Below are 17,957 nucleotides of genomic sequence, written 5' to 3'. Positions count from 1 at the left end.
TTTTCTTTATGACTTCCCTGCTTTTACTTTTAAGCTTTTATTTTTTAAATAAATTCCATAATAAACTACTGCGCCCAATAACCCACTATATAAAGATAACTTGTGCAACATCGTCACTGAAATCAGACCTAACAACGGATTATCTAATAAAAATGGAAAGAAGGGTTCAACATCTGAATGCATAATACTATCAAGTAATACATGACTAAAACTGCCAACAAATGCACTTAGAAATACTACCCACCAAGCAATTGATATGGGATTTTCCCTTTTAGAAATACTTATCAGCTTTAAACCAAGTTCGGATAAGTATTTGCCTGTTAGCGCGGAAAAAATAGCAATTAGCACTGCACCAACATAGGTATGGGTAAAACCATGAAGATGCCCCTCTCCCGTTATCAACACAATTAGTGGTTGGATATCCATTACGATTTGGGTCCAGCCAAAAACCATCAAGCTAAAGCTACTTTGTAATATGGCTTTAATAAAAATCCCTGGCCCCATATGTATTGGAGTAAATGGCATTATGAATACCTACAGTCTTTAAGGATCAAGGATATCGCCTCAGTAACCAACCGCGCAGACTCTTTTGGCTGTGCTTGAAGTATGAAATGAGGTCCTTCAATTTCTATATACTTAATATTGCTGAAGACTTTGGTGAACTCACGACCCTTCTGTGATGTTATAAGCCTATCAGAAAGTGCTTTAATATAAATTGAAGGTATATCCGATGTTGTTATTGGTAGTCGCTGCTGGCTCATAACTTCTAATCTATTTTTTAATACGAGATCAGGTATAGATTTAGTAACCGTAATAAATTTTGATAAAAGCTCTTTTGATGCCCCTTGACCGAGGAGTAAAAACTTATGAAAAATCGTTGATAAATGTGCTGAAGCTAAAGATTTAATAGGTAAAAGTTTAGCTATCGACAATAAGAATTGGTTAGGAGAACTAAGGAAACTGGCAATGAAAATCACGCCTTTCAAATGTGGATTATTTTGCCTAAGTAGCTCAGGAATAATACCGCCAGCAAACGATTCAGCTAACAAAATATAATCTTCAGTTGGTAATTGCTCTTTTATTATATTAGCTAAAAACACATGGTCTTGAGAACCCGATTGAGGTAATGGGATTACAATATAGTCTCCGTCAAAGTTAGACAAAAACTCTTCAAATAATTCTCCAGTACCATCCATACCGGGCAACAACACTAATTTAGAAATAACCACTATCCTTGTACGTTAATATTTATCATTTTACTTGGAATTAAATGGAATGAACATATTATTGACTCTATTCTAAAAAAGGCAACTAACGACCTAAAACGGTCGTAAGAGCATTCGAACTGAGCGAAAAATAATCATACGATTAATTAAACTTGACTGACGGCAATGAGCTTGCAGGAGACATCAAGTCACCATACCTGCCGTTAAAATTCTAACCTAAAACTATTTACCAGCTACTAAACCAAAACCAAAATCGTTATTTGAAATATTCTGAAACCATTGATTATAAATGGAAAAATCATAGGTAACCCTAAACGACGTTACACTCAAACAAAACACACGGTGTAAAATAATACATATAGAAAACCCCAGGATTTTCCAATTTGTGTGTTCGCTAGAGTACAGACTTCCAGATTAATTATGCGTATTGTTTTACCATTCAAAACATTAGAAGACTAAAGTCAACTGAGTCGAGTCGAATAAATTACACGTAGTAAGACCCATTTTGGAGAACACTGATGAAAACGTTTCAGTTAATTCGAACTACCTCTTTTTATCTGACCTTTCTAATCCTAAATGGTTGCAGCGCAATCAGTTCTCAACTAATCAGCAACAGTAATGGCACAAGTCCAGTTCTCCCAAAACTTCATCACAGTCTTATCTCGACTGTGGGTGTCACGAATGACTCAATCAGCAATGCGCTGAAGTCGCCACCTCCAGATTCAAATCAATAGCATGGTCATTGTGGCCATAATAAAAGGAGATGATGAATAAAATCTAATATCTTTGCATTGTGCAATTAGATTATAGAAAAATTAAGTTAATAAGGAATCAGATCATGAACAAAATTTTTTTAATAGCTTTCATTGGATGGGTGACATTTTTAGCTGGTAGTGTATTCGCAAAAGAGGTAATTCTCGATACAGGAGAAACATATCGCCAGGGAAACCTCACTGTCACCTGCGGCATAGCGTTAACAGAGCATGTCCCGCAGGCTCTAAAAGAATGCCAACACTGGGACGATTTTAATAAAAAGTGCCTGTTTGAAAAAAAGACTTATATATACAAAAATCTACAATGCGTTGAAGAATGTCAGTACTGGGAAAAGTTTGACAGCACCTGTCATTACCAAACAAAGTGTTCTTTCGACCCACGGCAGAACTGGTTTGTTCGAACCACATGCGATAATTTTGACGACTTCAACAATACCTGTGTGAGAACAAATGATATAAAAATAGTGCAATGATACAAAAAAGGCCTTGTTATCGGTAACGACCTCAATATTTTCTATCAACCTAAAAAATTAATCCAAGGGGAATGTTATTGAGCCTGGGGCATGAACACGCTGGGTAACTAATATTTAATGCTATGCTGGTTAACGTACCATGTAGTAATTGATGCTCCTAGGCCGCATTGTTGATTTTGAGGCAAAATGGATAATATTGGACTCAAACGGCAAAAATTGCTGAACAATTTAATAAACGCTGACCACGACCAATGAGAAAAATTGAAGTTCATTGGTTTTACCAAGGTTGCGGCAGTAATCAGCCTTATTGCTTGCAACCCGTCGCAGGTTATCAAGACGTTAGGCGTATAATCGCGGATCCTACCAAGCCAGAGAGAGCGGAGCTATGAGGGAACTAATGAGTGAATCAACTAATCGGAGGTCTACGTTGGCCAAGACTTTCAGGCATCCTGTGACGCGTTTATCTAAAAGAGGCCGGTGTTTAGCATGTTGGGCCGTGCTGGTGTTTGCGCATCTTCCCGCCATCGTTTTTGCCCAATCATCGTGCTCCGGAATTCAAGTAAAAATTCCGAACATTAAAAATAACACTGGAGTTGTAGCTTGTGCGCTTTTCGAATCTTCAGTAGGTTTCCCTACTGAATTTTTGCACTCTGCAACCAATATAATGATGATGAAAATTCGAGATACGCAGGCGCGTTGCAACTTTTTAGATATCCCTCCGGGAACGTATGCCTTGGTTGTCATTCATGATAAAAATATGGATGGTAAGCTTGGCACAAATTTGCTAGGGGTGCCGACAGAAGCCTACGGTTTTTCAAGTGGTGCAAAGGCCTCGATGAGCGCACCTTCGTTTGAAACCGCTAGCTTTACGTACGATGGGGAAAACCTTGATCTAACAATTAAATTGACTTATTGAGCGACCTTTCCGTGAATACCTAGGCATTGTTTCAATCAGGCAGGACCATTGATAATTTACTGTGCTTAACAAATTGTTGCACCAGACATTTGACCTGCAATCCATGTTTTCTGTCGAAAAAACAGGTTTCCTCTCAAATGCCCTTGAACTCACGCGTTAGTAGCAATGCAAGTTTTGAGGCAGCTCGCAGTATGATAATAATGCTTGAAAATTCTAATCAAATTGTTGCTCATCAAATTCATATTATTTTTCAAAACTTTTATAAGGTTGAAACTCAGCTTATTTCTATTCTTGATTTTCCACAGGGATGTCTTCTAATATCTTCAAAATCGCGTGATTATTTCCTAATTTGGCTAGGTCAATGAGGTAGCTTTTTTCAAGTTCTTGCATTACTTGGCCTGCCAGTAATTCTTTGAGCCGTTGTTCTTCGTTATTGGCAATGGTAGTTTTTATGGCGGCAAAGTTAGTTATGCTTTGGTCGTTGTTGTTTTCCATTCGTCGCACTCCCTTTTTGTTGGTTAATTAAAACATTAGCTTACTTTTAATACCCACCATAGGGGGATGACTTTTGGAATGCAAGTTTCTACAGGGTTTATTCAGCACATTGCGCTAAAAGAGTTGAATCGCGTTGCAGGCAATTTTGACCGAACTCATGGATTAGGTCGGCATCAGGGATAGACAGTTGATACTCATCGTTTGCTTCACCTCAGAGTAAAAAACGATTTACTGAGAAATGAGAACATATACACTAAGGCAGCGGATCCTTCCGCTCTTCCATTACTTCCTTAGCATCCGTAAATCCGTTCGAGCCCACGCTAAAAAATCATTCTCCAGTGTTGGCTTCCAATATAAGTGTTTTAACAGTAGACCCTAAGACGCTGTAATTCAGAACTTTTACCATGCCACTCTATTGCTCCTGTCCAATAGAGTGGCTGCCTGGTTAGAGCGGCTGTCTGGTGGGACGGATGATAATCTCGTTGACATCAACATCTGCCGGCTGCTCGATTGCATAAGCAATTGCACGTGCAATCGCATCAGAGTCAATTGCCATCTCGTACATTTCATCAACACCCTTAGCAGTATCGGGGTCGCTGATTTTACTGGTCAGTTCGGTCGCCACAGCCCCAGGCGAAATATTGGTGGAGCGGATTTCCCCTTCGCCTTCCTGACGAATGCCTTCTGATAACGCCTTAACGGCAAACTTGGTTGCGGAATAAACGGCGGACGCGGGAAAGACCTTATGCCCAGCTACCGACGACAGATTGATGATGTGGCCGACATGCTGCTCGCGCATGGTCGGCAGCACAGCGGCAATGCCATAGAGCACGCCTTTGATATTGACATCAACCATCTTCTCCCACTCGTCGACCTTGAGCTCATCGAGGGGCGACAGCGGCATCAGGCCAGCGTTGTTGACCAGCACGTCGATGCGGCCATACGCTTCCTTCGCTGCCTTGGCCAGCGACTCAACCTGAGCGCGTTCAGTGACGTCGGTAACCTGATAAATAGCGTCACCACCCTGCTCCTTGATCGTATCACGCAACTCCACAAGGCGTTCCTCGCGACGGGCAGCAAGCACCAGCTTGGCGCCACCTTTTGCCAAGCGTTGCGCTGTGGCTTTACCGAGACCACTGCTGGCACCGGTAATGATGACGACTTTGCCATTGATTTCTGACATTGGTTTTCTCCTGTTGAAATGAATTATTAAATATTACAAGTTATAGGTTCCAAGCCTGTATTACGCCGTGACAGTCAGGCGGACCGCATATTCTGCGCCATACCGTCGTAACAGCCTGTAGTGGCGGCCTCCACCAGAACATGGGCTACATCCGATCGGGACGCCTTTGCTGATTTATCGACGTCCTCGCCCAGGATCACATCAGTGCCGCGACCCTTGTTGGTTAGTGCTACGGGGCGCAGGATCGAGTAGGTCACTCCGGAAGCCTTAAGGTATTCGTCCGCTTCGTGCTTGGCATTCAGGTAAGGGGCCAGGTCGCCGGTTGGGTTGGGCAGATCGGCGCCGATCGAACTGAGCATCACGAAACGTTTCACGCCTGATTCCAGCGCCAGATCAATCAGTCGTTTGGCGCCGTCCCGATCCACTTTTTTGGTCATTTCAGGACCGGTGGTTCCGCCGGAGCCTGCAGCAAAGATCACCGCGTCCATGCCGTCGCACAGGCCGGTTTTCAGTTCTGTAAGATCACTATGGCGAACATCTACCCCCAAGGGCAACGAACTGGTATCCGAACTTTCGCGAACCAGCGCTGTTGGTTTATGGCCCTGTTCTATCAGGTACTGGGCCAGAAGCTGGCCCGTTTTTCCGGTGGCACCGGCGACAAGAATGTTCATACTCATAGAAAAATCCTTAATGTTAAATTAAATGTTCGAAATTAGGCAGTTAAAGCCAGGTCATGGCAGGAAAATCGACTTTACGTTGACCAATTTTTTTTATTCCAAAGCCACCGTATGGACTTTTCTCGTCCTTTGAAAAGATCCCACCGACCAGTCAATAGCTTTTTCATTAGCAAGCCGATCCGTCGCTTGTATTTCGGTAATTATGTCGTAGGTATTGGTTTCTTTTTCGGTCGCAGAATTAATGGTGGTGATTGTCGACATGGTTGCTCCTTCCGGGTCTGATAGGCAAACGCCGTTGGCGTTAGCTCAAGTGTATTATCAGTCCGTTGGAGTGAGTTGTCTGTTCGCTTACCAACACTACCGCGAGCAAACATCAACGAGCCCATGTTAGTGGTGAATAAATGACCCAAAGAAAAAAGTACAAAAGAATAAACCACATACCTGATCTATTTAACATGATCTGATTTTGTTGGGTTCAGGGTCATTGGATCAACTGTTGAAGCAGGTTAGGATTTGATAGTGTTAGGTATCAATTTTATCCAGTAAATTGACAAAAAGCGCTAGACGGGCACGTTGACTTCCACTCTTTGTGATAAAAATTCGGGATCAGTGAACAAAGAAAGGCAACCAGTTTCTAATGATAGCAATCACCGCATATCACACGCTTAAAATCATACTAGAGACGACCACAGCACAAAAATCATCAAAATCTCGCTCAACGTACTTTGGTATGCGCTTATATTTAAATCTCAGAGAAAAACCTAAACGTCGGCTATCTCGGTGTTACCGACCTACAAGCCTTCTGCAGCAAACATTTACTACAAGCAGAAAGCCAATGGCCAACTGTTTTTACAGAGTTCAATGAGCGTTCAGCCAGCCTTATAAATGATTTGGGCAGTGTAAATAAATTAGTCAGATGCGATAAAGCGGACGTTTAGTTAATGAAAGTTTGCTCTGATCCCAGAGGTTACTTTTCATTTTCAGACGATGATGACTTTTTTGAGTCTGCTGATTTATCTTCTGAATTTTTTTTCGACAACATGGTATTGAGCTTTTCACCACCTTTGGCGCCAAAATCCAATGTTCTGATAGGAAATGGAATTAAGATATCAGCTTTTGCCAGCGCTTTATTGATTTCTACAACCGCCGTATGGCGAGCTTTCATAAAGCCAGTGTCGCCTGGATAGTCAATCCAGAACCAGACAACTAAATTTATACTGCTGTCTGCAAACTCCTTGGCAAACACGGCAGTTTCTTCTTTTTTTATAACAAAATCACAGACATTTATCGCTTCTTCAATAACTCCAGCTGCCTTTTCTGGGTCGTCTGCGTAAGAAATACCAACCGGTACTTCGATTCGCCTGCTGCCTGTGGTCGTATAATTTGTTAGTACGTTTCGAAACAAGATTTTATTTGGAATAACTTCTATCTGGCCAAAAAACGTTTCTACTAATGTGTTACGTAAATTAATTGTTTTTACTATGCCAAGCACATTTTCTGCTTCAACCACATCGCCAATTTGAAATGGCTTACGAATACCCATCGCAATACCGGCAATAAGATTCTCTGCCATATCTTGAAAAGCAAAACCAAGTGCTAAGCCAATGATACCAGCGCCAGCTAAGAGTGATGTTACTGTGCCGGTTAACCCCAAAAATTCTAGGGCGATAAATAGCCCTGTGAACAGCACAAGCATCTTCATAATAGACGTAAGTAGATCAGCAATTTGTTCAGATTCTAGGGTTTTATGAAGCACTTTTCGAACGGCTCTGCCAACATATTTAGCCAGTAAGCCAAAAAATATGACTAAGAGAATGGCGACTATAAAATTGGGTAAGTGTTTAATGCCAGCTTCCAGCCAGCCTTGTAATTTTTCGTCAATTAACTGCCAGAATTTATCTAATACAGAGAGATCCATTAATATTATTCCCGTTATTTTTTATCATTATCCTTTAATGTAGATTCAGCCAGTGTATTAGCTTATCTAGTGTCGAATATAGGTAAAATAAAACGTCATTTTTCATAAAATGAAAATACATGTTGCCTCATGTTTTCCATACTGACATCTCTTTTATATCCAAGTCGGCGAACTGTCGTCTATTACTCAAAACTTCTCAGAATATGCTAAGGCAACAGATTTTTCTTGCTCTCAGTGTTTGGGGGCTTATAACCCCTTATCAACTTTTAGATTATGAACAAAATTTTTGGATGGATTTATTGCTCGAAATAAGTACATATGTCTCAGTTATCCATTTTTGGCCTAAGAATATGATTTTTCAAATGCTAGAAAGTAAGAAAGCAGAAATCCATCATAGAGAGGTAATAATGTTATTTATCATTGCGACTATAATGAGTTTGCAAATTTTTCTCATCTTCAAAACTAAAAGGCACTGAGGGATCGAACGTTGGTGCATCTTTCACTTGCTGCTGCGTCATATCAACATAAATTTTAGAGGTAGGCCAACTCACCTCTTTAATCCATTTAGGCGCAATTAAAACCAGATGACCCAACCACCAATTACTGGTGTTAATAATCAAATAACGAATAGCCCAAGTGTCGATATCTATCAACATACCTTGCAAGTGACCCAATTCACCGTCTATTGCATCAAGGTGATAACCCACTACGGCATGACTGCTGCGTAGATGATGATCATTATCCCGTGATAGTGCAGCCTTGATGTCTGCGGATATCTCTGGGTTATCTAAGTTATCTGGCTTTGGCGCGACACTATAATAACCAAGTGCCATCATGTTAGGACTAGATTCACTTCCCCAAATACCTGTGTTACCCCAGTAATGTTCGTAACCATAATATTCCATATGATCGACCTCATGCTGCCTAGAGACCGGTTTTTCGCTTTCTATATCAGGGCTGTTTTTTACCTGTTCTCTTGAGATTGTGACAGTAAGCGTTTTATCTTTCTGATTAAACTCTTTGATTGATATGGGTGAAAGCAATATTTTTTTGCTTGATAACCAAGACCCCGTTTCCACCACCAAATATCGGATCACCCAATGCTTATCATCAAAATAAAGATCTTTGGTCAATCCAATATCGCCATCAGAGGCCTGAATGGCGATATTTTTTAAATCATTAATTGTATGTAACATGATGTATTTGCTCCAGATTAAAGGTTGAAAACAATAAATAATTGCTTTATTAATAGAGTCAACATTTCTCAGTTTGCATCAAATATCCTATTCAATCTGTTCGGTGTCGCACCGAACGAGGGTGAATATTAGCTTAATCTGGATCCATCTATAAATTTTATGATGAACGACCATTTTCACCTTCAAACAAAGCCTTTTATTTATTATTTTTAAGGAGTTAATGATGACCTCTTCAACTAAAAACACACACTCGATAATTAATCGACGTCAATTTGTCCGCGGTTTAGCATTAACTTCAGTAGCGGCTGCCGTTGCATCAAACATTCCATCAACCTTTGCCAGCAATGAGTTTATCTCGCAAGGCTCGACTAAGTTCAATCCAAAACAACCCATGTTAACGGGAACTGAGTTTGATTTAACTATTTCCGAAACGACCGTTAATATTACCGGCACTCCCGCTTTAGCAACATTGGTTAACGGCTCTTTACCTGCACCAACACTTGTTTGGCATGAAGGTGATGAAATCACACTCCGCGTGACTAACAAATTAATGGTAGATTCCTCTATTCATTGGCATGGGATTATTTTGCCAACGAATATGGATGGTGTACCTGGCTTAAGTTATGACGGCATTAAGCCCGGTGAAACTTATGTCTATCAATTCACCGTAAAACAAAATGGTACCTATTGGTATCACAGTCACTCCGCATATCAAGAGCAAACAGGTGTCATCGGTGCAATTGTTATTTTACCAAAAAAACAAGAACCTATTCACTCCGACCATGACTATGTGATTCAACTCTCTGACTGGTCAGATACCCCTCCTGAAACCATTTATGCAAACCTTAAAAAGATGGGTGATTACTATAATTTCCACCAAAGAACGGTCGGCGATTTTTGGAGTGAATTAAAACAAAAAGGATTTTCTCAAGCCTGGAAAGATCGTTCAATGTGGAACAACATGAAAATGTCCGATCGAGACTTGTCAGATGTAACTGGCGCAACCTACACCTATTTAATGAATGGGCTCTCCCCTAATGCACATTGGCGTACCGTGGTGGAATCTGGCAAGAAAGTAAGATTGCGTTTTATTAATAGCTCTTCTATGACGTTCTTTGATGTACAGATCCCTGGTTTAAAAATGACCGTTGTGGCTGCTGATGGAAACTTAATCCAACCGGTAGAGGTTGATGAATTCCGCATTGGTGTAGCAGAAACCTATGATGTCATTGTGGAACCTGATACAGATAAACAAGCTTATGCGATTTTTGCTCAAGCCATTGACCGTTCCGGTTATGCGATAGGCTCCATCACCTCTAATGCTTCAAAATTGGCGTCTGTCCCAGCAATGGATCCATTACCTATTTTAAGCATGACAGACATGGGTATGGAAATGGACGGCATGGATCAGAGTGGTCAGGATATGCTTACTGGCATGCAAATGAATGGTAAGGATCAGAGCGATAATGACATGTCTGGTGGCATGCAAATGGGCCAGGATGTCAGCAATGCTTACTATTCAAAAAATGCACAGACTATGTCTAACATGAATGTTAATTTAGATAACGAGCAAATTCCAATGGATATGAATCCAAAACTACCTCTCATTGATGTGCCTGAAAAAGAAGGCCCACAAATCGCGATGCGTGCCACTGGCGCAAAATATCGGCTAGATGATCCAGGCGTTGGCTTACGAAATAATGGCCGCAAGGTCTTAACCTATGCCGATTTAAAAAACCTTTATCCGACACGCCATGAACCTAAACCCACTAAACAACTGCTATTGCACTTAACGGGCAATATGGAGCGTTATATGTGGTCAATTAACGGCATCCCCTATGGTGAAGCACAACCATTAAAGTTTAACTTCGGTGAGCGCATTCGCGTTACGTTTATTAATGACACCATGATGAATCACCCTATGCACTTACACGGTGTATGGAGTGATTTAGAAACGGGAGATGAAAATCATATTCCTAGAAAACATACAATCGTTGTACAACCAGGTTCCAAAATCAGTTATCGAGTGACTATGAACGCTCGTGGTGATTGGGCATACCACTGCCACATGCTCTATCACATGATGGGTATGTTTAGACGTGTACAAATCCGATAGTCAAATTCAGTATTCTAGGAGAAATATAATGAAAAAATTATTCAGAGTAATATTACGCACCATATTTATCTCGTCCATACTAATGACATCACAAGTGCATGCAGGTGGAGAAAGAGACCCTTTATTAACGTACTTTCTAATGGATACGCTTGAAATTAGCGACCAAACTGGCAACCCTACTTCTTGGGGTGTCACGTCTTGGATAGGTAAGGATTGGCACAAACTCTACCTTAAATCCGAAGGGGAAACACTTCATGGACAAACCGAATCTGAGAACCAGCTACTCTACAGCCATCCCATTGAAAAATATTGGGATCTTCAAATGGGGGTTGGTTATGACACGACTCCTGAAAAAAACCAAAACTGGGCCGTAATCGGTTTACAAGGCCTTGCCCCTTATTTCTTTGAAACTAATGCAGCAGTGGTGTTCAACGACAAAAATATTGGTTTTAGATTCGAAACGGAATACGAGGCTTTATTTACTCAAAAACTGATATTAACGCCCAGCCTAAAACTCAGTGCCTATTCTTCCGATGATGCATCTATGGGAATTGGATCTGGATTATCATCTGCTGAACTAGGGTTGCGTTTACGCTATGAATTTTCTAGAAAATTTGCGCCCTACATCGGGCTTAAGTTTAATCAAGCCTTTGGTAAAACAGCCGACTACCTAATCGCCGAAGGCGGTAAGAAATCCGACACCAGCCTTATCGCAGGTTTAAGATTCTGGTTTTAATTCAAGGTATTATTTCAATAATACCGTCAGGCTTATTTACAAATAAGCCTGAGACTTTGCAAATAGGCAGAACACTATAAGAGTATTACTCGCGGCTCAATAACTGCGGCTCACGCTCATTTGACACTCACGCAAACAGTAGGCCAAATGGTTTTTTCAAAACCGACTTTTCACCTTAATGACTTTAGAGTATAGGTAAAAGAAAAACGTCATTTTTTATAAAGTGACGATACATATTAAATCCGCCAGGATAAAAGTATCGAATTATCATCTCATCTTAAAAAATCAAACGAATAAGGATAAGAAATGAATAGTAATACAGATATTAACAACCGTCCCGATTACGATCATGTCATCCAAGATATCGCAGATTATGTCATGAATTTTGAAGTCACTAGCGAAGAAGCGCTCGATACCGCGCGCAACTGTTTAATGGACACCCTCGGTTGCGGATTGCTAGCGCTGCGCTTTCCTGAATGTACAAAACACCTTGGTCCTATCGTACAAGGCACCCTTGTGCCTAACGGCGCGCGAGTGCCAGGAACATCGTTGTCGCTCGACCCGATTAAAGCCGCTTGGGACATAGGTTGTATTATCCGCTGGCTCGATTATAACGACACTTGGCTGGCCGCTGAATGGGGACATCCATCGGATAATTTAGGCGGTATTTTGGCAGTGGCTGATCATTTATCTCAGGTCAGACTATCGAAGGGCGAACAGCCTTTTACCATGCGAGAAGTGCTTGAAGCCATGATCATGGCGCATGAAATTCAAGGTGTAATAGCGCTAGAAAATTCTTTTAATCGCGTTGGTTTGTGCCATGTATTGTTAGTTCGAGTCGCCTCAACGGCAGTTATCACAAAAATGATGGGCGGCAATAGAGAACAAATCATGGCGGCGGTCTCGCAAGCTTGGGTCGATGGCTCTGCGCTGCGCACCTATCGTCACGCACCCAATGCGGGTTCTCGTAAATCTTGGGCCGCGGGCGACGCGACCTCAAGAGCTGTGCGTTTGGCCGACATGTCGATGCGCGGTGAAATGGGTATTCCAAGCGTATTAACCGCTCCGCAGTGGGGCTTTTACGACGTCTCTTTTTCGAAGACGAATAAAGACCAAGCACTTAAACCAGAGGCTGAACGTCAGTTTTCGTTTTCTCAAGAGTATGGTTCTTACGTGATGGAAAACATTTTGTTTAAGATTTCTTTCCCCGCAGAGTTCCATGCGCAAACTGCCGCGGAAGCTTCGGTTATCCTGCATCCTGAGGTGAGAAATCGCTTAGCGGATATTAAGAAAATCGTCATTCGAACCCACGAATCGGCCATTCGCATTATTTCTAAAACAGGTGCACTTGCTAATGCTGCAGATCGTGACCACTGTTTGCAGTATATGGTTGCGGTGCCGCTGGCGTTTGGAGGGCTAACCGCCGAACATTACGAAGACGACTTTCACAAGGCACATCCCATCATTGATGAACTGCGCGATAAAATGGAGGTTGTCGAAGATAAACGCTTTACCGCAGAGTATTTAGAAGCAGATAAACGCGCTATCGCTAACGCCATTCAAATTTTTTTCAACGATGGCAGCAGCACAGAAGAAGTGCTAGTGGAATACCCTGTGGGACATCGTCGCCGGCGCCAAGAAGGGATCCCGCTATTGGAGCAAAAGTTCAAAGCGAACTTAGCGACGCGGTTTCCGAGCCATCAATGCAAAACTATTTTCACGCTGTGTAAAGATCAAGCCGCGCTTGAGTCCAAAGCAGTAAACCGCTTTATGGACTTGTTTGTTATTGCTTCAGTTTAAGCCCTAGCTGATCCAAACCGCAGCATTACAGAAGATAAATTTATATTGCTAATCGTAAGCGATAACTTTAAAACGAAAAATTAACAAGGCGTAACTAACGGGTTCTAACATGACTGTTCAAAATGAACACAGTATAGCGAATTTTGTAATCTTGAAAACTGCCATAGTAAATGGTTAATAGGAGTTGATAAAAGAATTATTATCAAAAATACCGGTGCAAGAACTTGAAAAAAGCTATTTGCTCGACTTAGCCAAACTTAATGATAATCGCGTTATCATTAAGTTAATCAAGAATATTCCCAAACAGAAATAGTTATGCAAAGTGACTACTAAACGGAATAGCTTTGTTAAATATTTGCAGTCATAGGAGTGCAACGTTATTGGTCTTGAAGTAATCAAGCGGGACCAGACGTAGCTGATGTGGTTTATAGGTAAAATAAAATGTCGTTTTATAAAGTAACGATACATATTCCCTCATATTTACATCTCTTTTATATCCTTGAGGGGGTGGAAATCGGCGATTTTTCATCTATTACTCAACTGTTTTCACATAATTTAGAATTTAAAACAAGCGCCTCAAAACCGCTCTTTAATATTACCCCATCGATCACTAAGTGCGCCGCTGATTCTGTTTTTATTATTCATTTTTAACCTCGTATAAGTGCGTGTGTATAGGTAGAATAAAACGGTGTATAGTAGAAGTGCTAGGAGGAATTCGATTAAATATTATTGACTAGGATTGACAATAATATGTGCTTTCTATCCGTTTTGTTCAATTTTCAGTATTCACGTTTTACCTGCCTATTCGTTAAGCTATTAAAGGAACATTCATATGAAACTGTTGACGCCACTCCTATCATTTCTTCTCATACTGGCTGGTTGCAGTTCACCAGCAAATCAGTCTCAGAACCGTTCCGTTGAAGAAATTGCGACTATTGAAAATATCTATCCCGAGGCAGATGCCGCCTTAGGGGAAAAACTATATCCACATGAGGCACTTTTAGCCGACGAAACAGCTGACCTCATTGAAGGTATTATCCGCCATCGATATACCAATGGAGAAGCCAGGCGTGATGTTCACCCCAAAGCTCATGGCTGTTTAAACGCAGAGTTTGACGTGCTAGACGATTTACCTAAATCATTAAGCCAAGGTGTATTCCAAGCAGGTAAATCCTATTCCGCGTGGGTGCGTTTTTCTAATGGAAATCCTGATCCTGATCGCCCGGACATTAAAGGGGACGCAAGGGGGATGGCAATAAAGCTGCTTTCTTCGCCAGCCGAGGCTGGCTGGCACATAGCAGATAAAAGCACAGTGCAGGATTTTATCTTAATTAATCACCCTGTCTTTCCGGTTAAAGAACCTGAAACCTATGTGGCCGTACATCGAAATTTATCGTCTGACGGATTTTGGGATAAATTGGCAATACCCTTTAATTTGGGACTTCAAGGTTCACTTATTGGCCTCGAGTTGACTAGCAAAAAAATTGCCAACCCTTTACATACACGGTATTGGTCTGAAGTTCCCTACCAGCTTGGGATGGGACAGCGGCGGAAAGCCGTGAAATACTCAGTTCGCCCATGTACAGCCACGACAAATGAAGCTCCCGAGGAAGCCGGTGCAGATTATCTTCGCGAGGCGATGAAGACGAGCCTTGACCAAAATCCAAGCTGCATGGAGTTTCTGGTTCAACTTCGAGAAAACGACGAAATGAGTGTCGAAAATTCCATGATCGAATGGCAAGAAGTGCAGGCACCTTTTACTGTTGTAGCGCGTATCCACTTTCCTAAACAGACCTTCGATACAGATGCACAAAATACATTTTGTGAGAACCTAGCTTTCAATCCTTGGAACAGTTTATCCGAGCATAAGCCTTTGGGCGCTATGAACAGAATGCGAAAAGTTATCTATGAGCGAACAAGAAAAGTTCGACGGGAAATGAATTCAGTGGTTACCGTTGAATAGATTTTGGGGGCGAAGATCAGGTCAAGAAATGGGAGAAGGTTCACAGTTGATCCCTGGTTTCATTCAATGATGCTGACTTAACGTCGTATCACGGGATCTGGCGGTTCGGCTTTACCAATAACTGCCAGATATCCAAAAGGTTAACTAGTTGCCTTGGAGAAATCAATTTAATCTAAGTCTTTTTAAACTCGACTGAATTTTTCCGAAAAAAGTGAACTGAATACTCTTACTCACCGCATTAGCCAGCGTGCGACTGGTTTTATTGAACACGAGGGCTTATTCCTAAGGGATGATGACAATGGTTACCTGGCTTTGGATCGTCTTCCAGCCGATCAATAGCTAAACCAATCCCATACCCATATCGTTCATCATATTTCTGTTCTCTCAAGTTGACATTCCGTGAGACCACGCAAGCGGGACCCGTCTGCGTGCTCCGAGTTGCTATCGAACAGGCACATGCCTATGTTTGTGTGGAAATTTAGTCCGGCTTATTGCAAGGTAGTCCGGTAGCCTGCAAATCGTCAAAGCCTGCTTCCGATGCAATAGCTGCAATGTAGCCCATTTGTCGTAACGTTGCTGCGGCTAGCGCGGCACGTCCACCGCTGGCACAATAGGTGACTATAGGCCGTTGGTGATCGCTTTCTTCGTCGGAAATTTTCATTTCCAATACACCACGAGGTATAGCGACGGCACCTTCCAGATGCCCTTCCTGCCACTCATTGGGTTCACGAACATCGAGCACTAGCGCACCGCTGCCACGCAGAGCCATCACCTTTTCAAGGTCGACGGTGTCAACCACTTTTTTGGCTTCATCGATCATTTGTTGTGCAGTTAAAAACGTAAGCATAAAAATTTCTCCTGATTGTAGTGTGAATTAATGTTCAAACTGTTAGTTCGCTATGCATCTGCAGCTAAACCGCAGCCAAGGTTCGCCGGAACTGCCACATCCATCATATTAGGATCAGGCAGATCCAGGTTGTTCATAATGTCGATATATTCCGCACGGCTCTTGCCGGCTAATCGCGGGTTATGAGCCTTTTCCTCAGCAACGCTGCTGCGGGTCCAGCCCTTATAATCGTGCGCCGGGTATACTAGCGTTGAATCCGGTAACGTAAATATTTTTTTAGTAATAGAATCATAGCTTTGACCAGCGTCACCACCTTGAAAGTCGGTTCGGCCACTGCTACGAATCAGCAGCACGTCGCCGGTGAATATTGCTGGACGCTCGCTGTGAAGCAAAAAGCTATAAGACTCATCGGTATGGCCAGGTGTGTACAACGCTTCTAGATCAATACCATCCAACCGGATGTGCTCGCCCTCCCGAATGGTTTCAGACATACAGGCGGCTTCTGTCTGTTCGCCCATTACCGTGATGCAACCGGTCTTTTCTCGCAACTTTCCAAGACCGGTGATGTGATCCGCATGGGTATGAGTATCGATGGCTCGCACTAATCGAACATCGAGTTGTTCGACTAGTTTCAGGTACATATCCACCTTATCTATTACCGGGTCGATTAGTAACGCTTCGTGGCCACTATCGCTAGCCAACAGATAGCTATAAGTGCTGGATTCAGAATCAAAAAATTGGCGAAATAACATGTTTATCTCCCATTCATATTTAGTGTGTAAATAACAGTACTAAACGCGATATCGAAAGGTATTTGTAATTGCACACTGAATCCATACATGGGTAACTCCTATATATTGGCTGAACCAATATCAATAATAAAAAGCAGCCTTATTGGTAAAGGCAAAGGAAAGGTTACCTTATCGTTGTATTTATAATTACTCTGTACGTTAACGTACTTAATAAAAGATTTTTGGCCCCTATGTAGTCGTTACAATAAAGTAGTAGTAAGACAAAAGAAGCGTTTCTATACCCAATATCACTATAAAGCATTTAAATAAAACCCAAAAAGGCGACTTAATCGTTTATGACAGAGGTTATCCTGTCGTTTGGTTTTATAAATATCATAGGTTAAAAAGTGTTAATTTTTGCATGCGCATTGTTAAAAGCTCTAATGTTGTTAAAGCGTTTTTAGAAAGTGGGAAATATAGTAATATCTTTGATTTTCCTTGTGCTGAAAAGTCTCTTCGTCGATGTAGGAAAGATAAAATATCGACCGGTTCACTACATTTAAGATTAGTACGAGTTGATCTACCATCTTGTGAACCAGAAGTTTTAGTTTCATCATTAACAGATTTACAAGCTTATCCTACTGCTCTTTTTGCTGATTTGTATTTCTAACGCTAGGGTGTTGAAGAAGATTACAAGATATTGAAAAAAAAGCAAAAAGCCCGTTACTTTCGTAATGGGTTTTTCTTTATTTGGCGGTGAGAGTGGATTTTAACTCTACTCGAAGGTTTAGTGCTATAAACCCTTATTTAAAATTTCTAACTATCAAAAAGCAAAAAACCGCTAATCTTTCGATTAGCGGTTTTTCTTTGTTTGGCGGTGAAATAGAGATTTGAACTCTACTCAAGG

The 17,957-nt window shown here is 41.6% G+C and carries 17 protein-coding genes; 7 read left to right on the top strand and 10 right to left on the bottom strand.

Annotation, left to right across the window (positions count from 1 at the left end; all coding sequences use genetic code 11):
- Positions 1-6 precede the first annotated feature (6 nt).
- A complete protein-coding gene (locus tag H4J69_RS16725; RefSeq protein ID WP_182251994.1) occupies positions 7-525 on the bottom strand; it encodes a metal-dependent hydrolase in 519 nt (172 codons plus the stop codon).
- Positions 525-1,229: a hypothetical protein gene (locus H4J69_RS16720; protein ID WP_182251993.1), complete on the bottom strand. Its 705-nt coding sequence runs from the start codon at positions 1,227-1,229 to the stop codon at positions 525-527. Before H4J69_RS16720 ends, H4J69_RS16725 begins: the two co-directional genes overlap by 1 nt.
- Positions 1,230-2,064: 835 nt before the next feature.
- Between H4J69_RS16720 and H4J69_RS16715 the strand changes: the two genes are divergently transcribed.
- Together H4J69_RS16715 and H4J69_RS16710 are read left to right on the top strand one after the other, a co-directional pair.
- On the top strand, positions 2,065-2,472 hold the full coding sequence (locus tag H4J69_RS16715; protein WP_182217767.1) for a hypothetical protein: 408 nt from the start codon (positions 2,065-2,067) through the stop codon (positions 2,470-2,472).
- Positions 2,473-2,869: 397 nt separating this feature from the next.
- Positions 2,870-3,388: a DUF2141 domain-containing protein gene (locus tag H4J69_RS16710; protein WP_259366428.1), complete on the top strand. Its 519-nt coding sequence runs from the start codon at positions 2,870-2,872 to the stop codon at positions 3,386-3,388.
- Between the two features lie 285 nt (positions 3,389-3,673).
- On the opposite strand, the gene H4J69_RS16705 is transcribed toward H4J69_RS16710, so the two are convergent.
- From H4J69_RS16705 to H4J69_RS16680, 6 genes are all read right to left on the bottom strand, one after another.
- Complete coding sequence (locus H4J69_RS16705; RefSeq protein WP_182217763.1) at positions 3,674-3,883, bottom strand: hypothetical protein; 210 nt, start codon at positions 3,881-3,883, stop codon at positions 3,674-3,676.
- Between the two features lie 445 nt (positions 3,884-4,328).
- Entirely contained in the window at positions 4,329-5,066 is a 738-nt protein-coding gene (locus tag H4J69_RS16700) for an SDR family oxidoreductase (protein ID WP_182217761.1), read from the bottom strand.
- 74 nt (positions 5,067-5,140) lie between these two features.
- Complete coding sequence (locus H4J69_RS16695) at positions 5,141-5,743, bottom strand: SDR family oxidoreductase (RefSeq protein WP_220465958.1); 603 nt, start codon at positions 5,741-5,743, stop codon at positions 5,141-5,143.
- Positions 5,744-5,836: 93 nt separating this feature from the next.
- Positions 5,837-6,004: a hypothetical protein gene (locus H4J69_RS16690; RefSeq protein ID WP_182251992.1), complete on the bottom strand. Its 168-nt coding sequence runs from the start codon at positions 6,002-6,004 to the stop codon at positions 5,837-5,839.
- Positions 6,005-6,710: 706 nt separating this feature from the next.
- On the bottom strand, positions 6,711-7,661 hold the full coding sequence (locus tag H4J69_RS16685) for a mechanosensitive ion channel family protein (protein WP_182217758.1): 951 nt from the start codon (positions 7,659-7,661) through the stop codon (positions 6,711-6,713).
- A 410-nt stretch (positions 7,662-8,071) separates the two neighbouring features.
- Positions 8,072-8,857 carry a PRC-barrel domain-containing protein gene (locus tag H4J69_RS16680; RefSeq protein WP_182217757.1) on the bottom strand — a complete coding sequence of 262 codons (786 nt, stop codon included), beginning with the start codon at positions 8,855-8,857 and terminating at the stop codon, positions 8,072-8,074.
- Positions 8,858-9,080: 223 nt separating this feature from the next.
- Here H4J69_RS16680 and H4J69_RS16675 point away from each other — a divergent pair, with 223 nt between their 5' ends.
- The 4 genes from H4J69_RS16675 (at position 9,081) to H4J69_RS16660 (ending at position 15,472) form a co-directional block, all read left to right on the top strand.
- Positions 9,081-10,973 carry a copper resistance system multicopper oxidase gene (locus H4J69_RS16675; protein WP_182251991.1) on the top strand — a complete coding sequence of 631 codons (1,893 nt, stop codon included), beginning with the start codon at positions 9,081-9,083 and terminating at the stop codon, positions 10,971-10,973.
- A 28-nt stretch (positions 10,974-11,001) separates the two neighbouring features.
- Positions 11,002-11,709 (top strand): copper resistance protein B, encoded by a 708-nt coding sequence (locus H4J69_RS16670; protein WP_182222652.1) that lies wholly within the window; start codon positions 11,002-11,004, stop codon positions 11,707-11,709.
- A 306-nt stretch (positions 11,710-12,015) separates the two neighbouring features.
- Complete coding sequence (prpD, locus tag H4J69_RS16665; RefSeq protein WP_182251990.1) at positions 12,016-13,509, top strand: 2-methylcitrate dehydratase; 1,494 nt, start codon at positions 12,016-12,018, stop codon at positions 13,507-13,509.
- 832 nt (positions 13,510-14,341) lie between these two features.
- Positions 14,342-15,472, top strand: coding sequence for a catalase family protein (locus tag H4J69_RS16660; RefSeq protein ID WP_182251989.1), 1,131 nt, complete (start codon positions 14,342-14,344; stop codon positions 15,470-15,472).
- Positions 15,473-15,950: 478 nt separating this feature from the next.
- Here H4J69_RS16660 and H4J69_RS16655 read toward each other — a convergent pair whose 3' ends face one another.
- Both H4J69_RS16655 and H4J69_RS16650 read right to left on the bottom strand, forming a co-directional pair.
- Positions 15,951-16,319, bottom strand: a complete 369-nt coding sequence (locus tag H4J69_RS16655; protein ID WP_259367772.1) for a rhodanese-like domain-containing protein — start codon at positions 16,317-16,319, stop codon at positions 15,951-15,953.
- 50 nt (positions 16,320-16,369) lie between these two features.
- Positions 16,370-17,071 carry an MBL fold metallo-hydrolase gene (locus tag H4J69_RS16650; protein WP_182251988.1) on the bottom strand — a complete coding sequence of 234 codons (702 nt, stop codon included), beginning with the start codon at positions 17,069-17,071 and terminating at the stop codon, positions 16,370-16,372.
- A gap of 400 nt (positions 17,072-17,471) precedes the next feature.
- On the opposite strand from H4J69_RS16650, the gene H4J69_RS16645 reads away from it, so the two are divergent.
- On the top strand, positions 17,472-17,720 hold the full coding sequence (locus H4J69_RS16645) for a hypothetical protein (RefSeq protein WP_259367771.1): 249 nt from the start codon (positions 17,472-17,474) through the stop codon (positions 17,718-17,720).
- Positions 17,721-17,957 lie beyond the last annotated feature (237 nt).

The sequence above is a fragment of the Colwellia sp. BRX10-9 genome (assembly GCF_014077405.1).
Classification (GTDB): domain Bacteria; phylum Pseudomonadota; class Gammaproteobacteria; order Enterobacterales; family Alteromonadaceae; genus Colwellia_A.
This window is presented reverse-complemented; position numbering and strand designations above follow the sequence as displayed.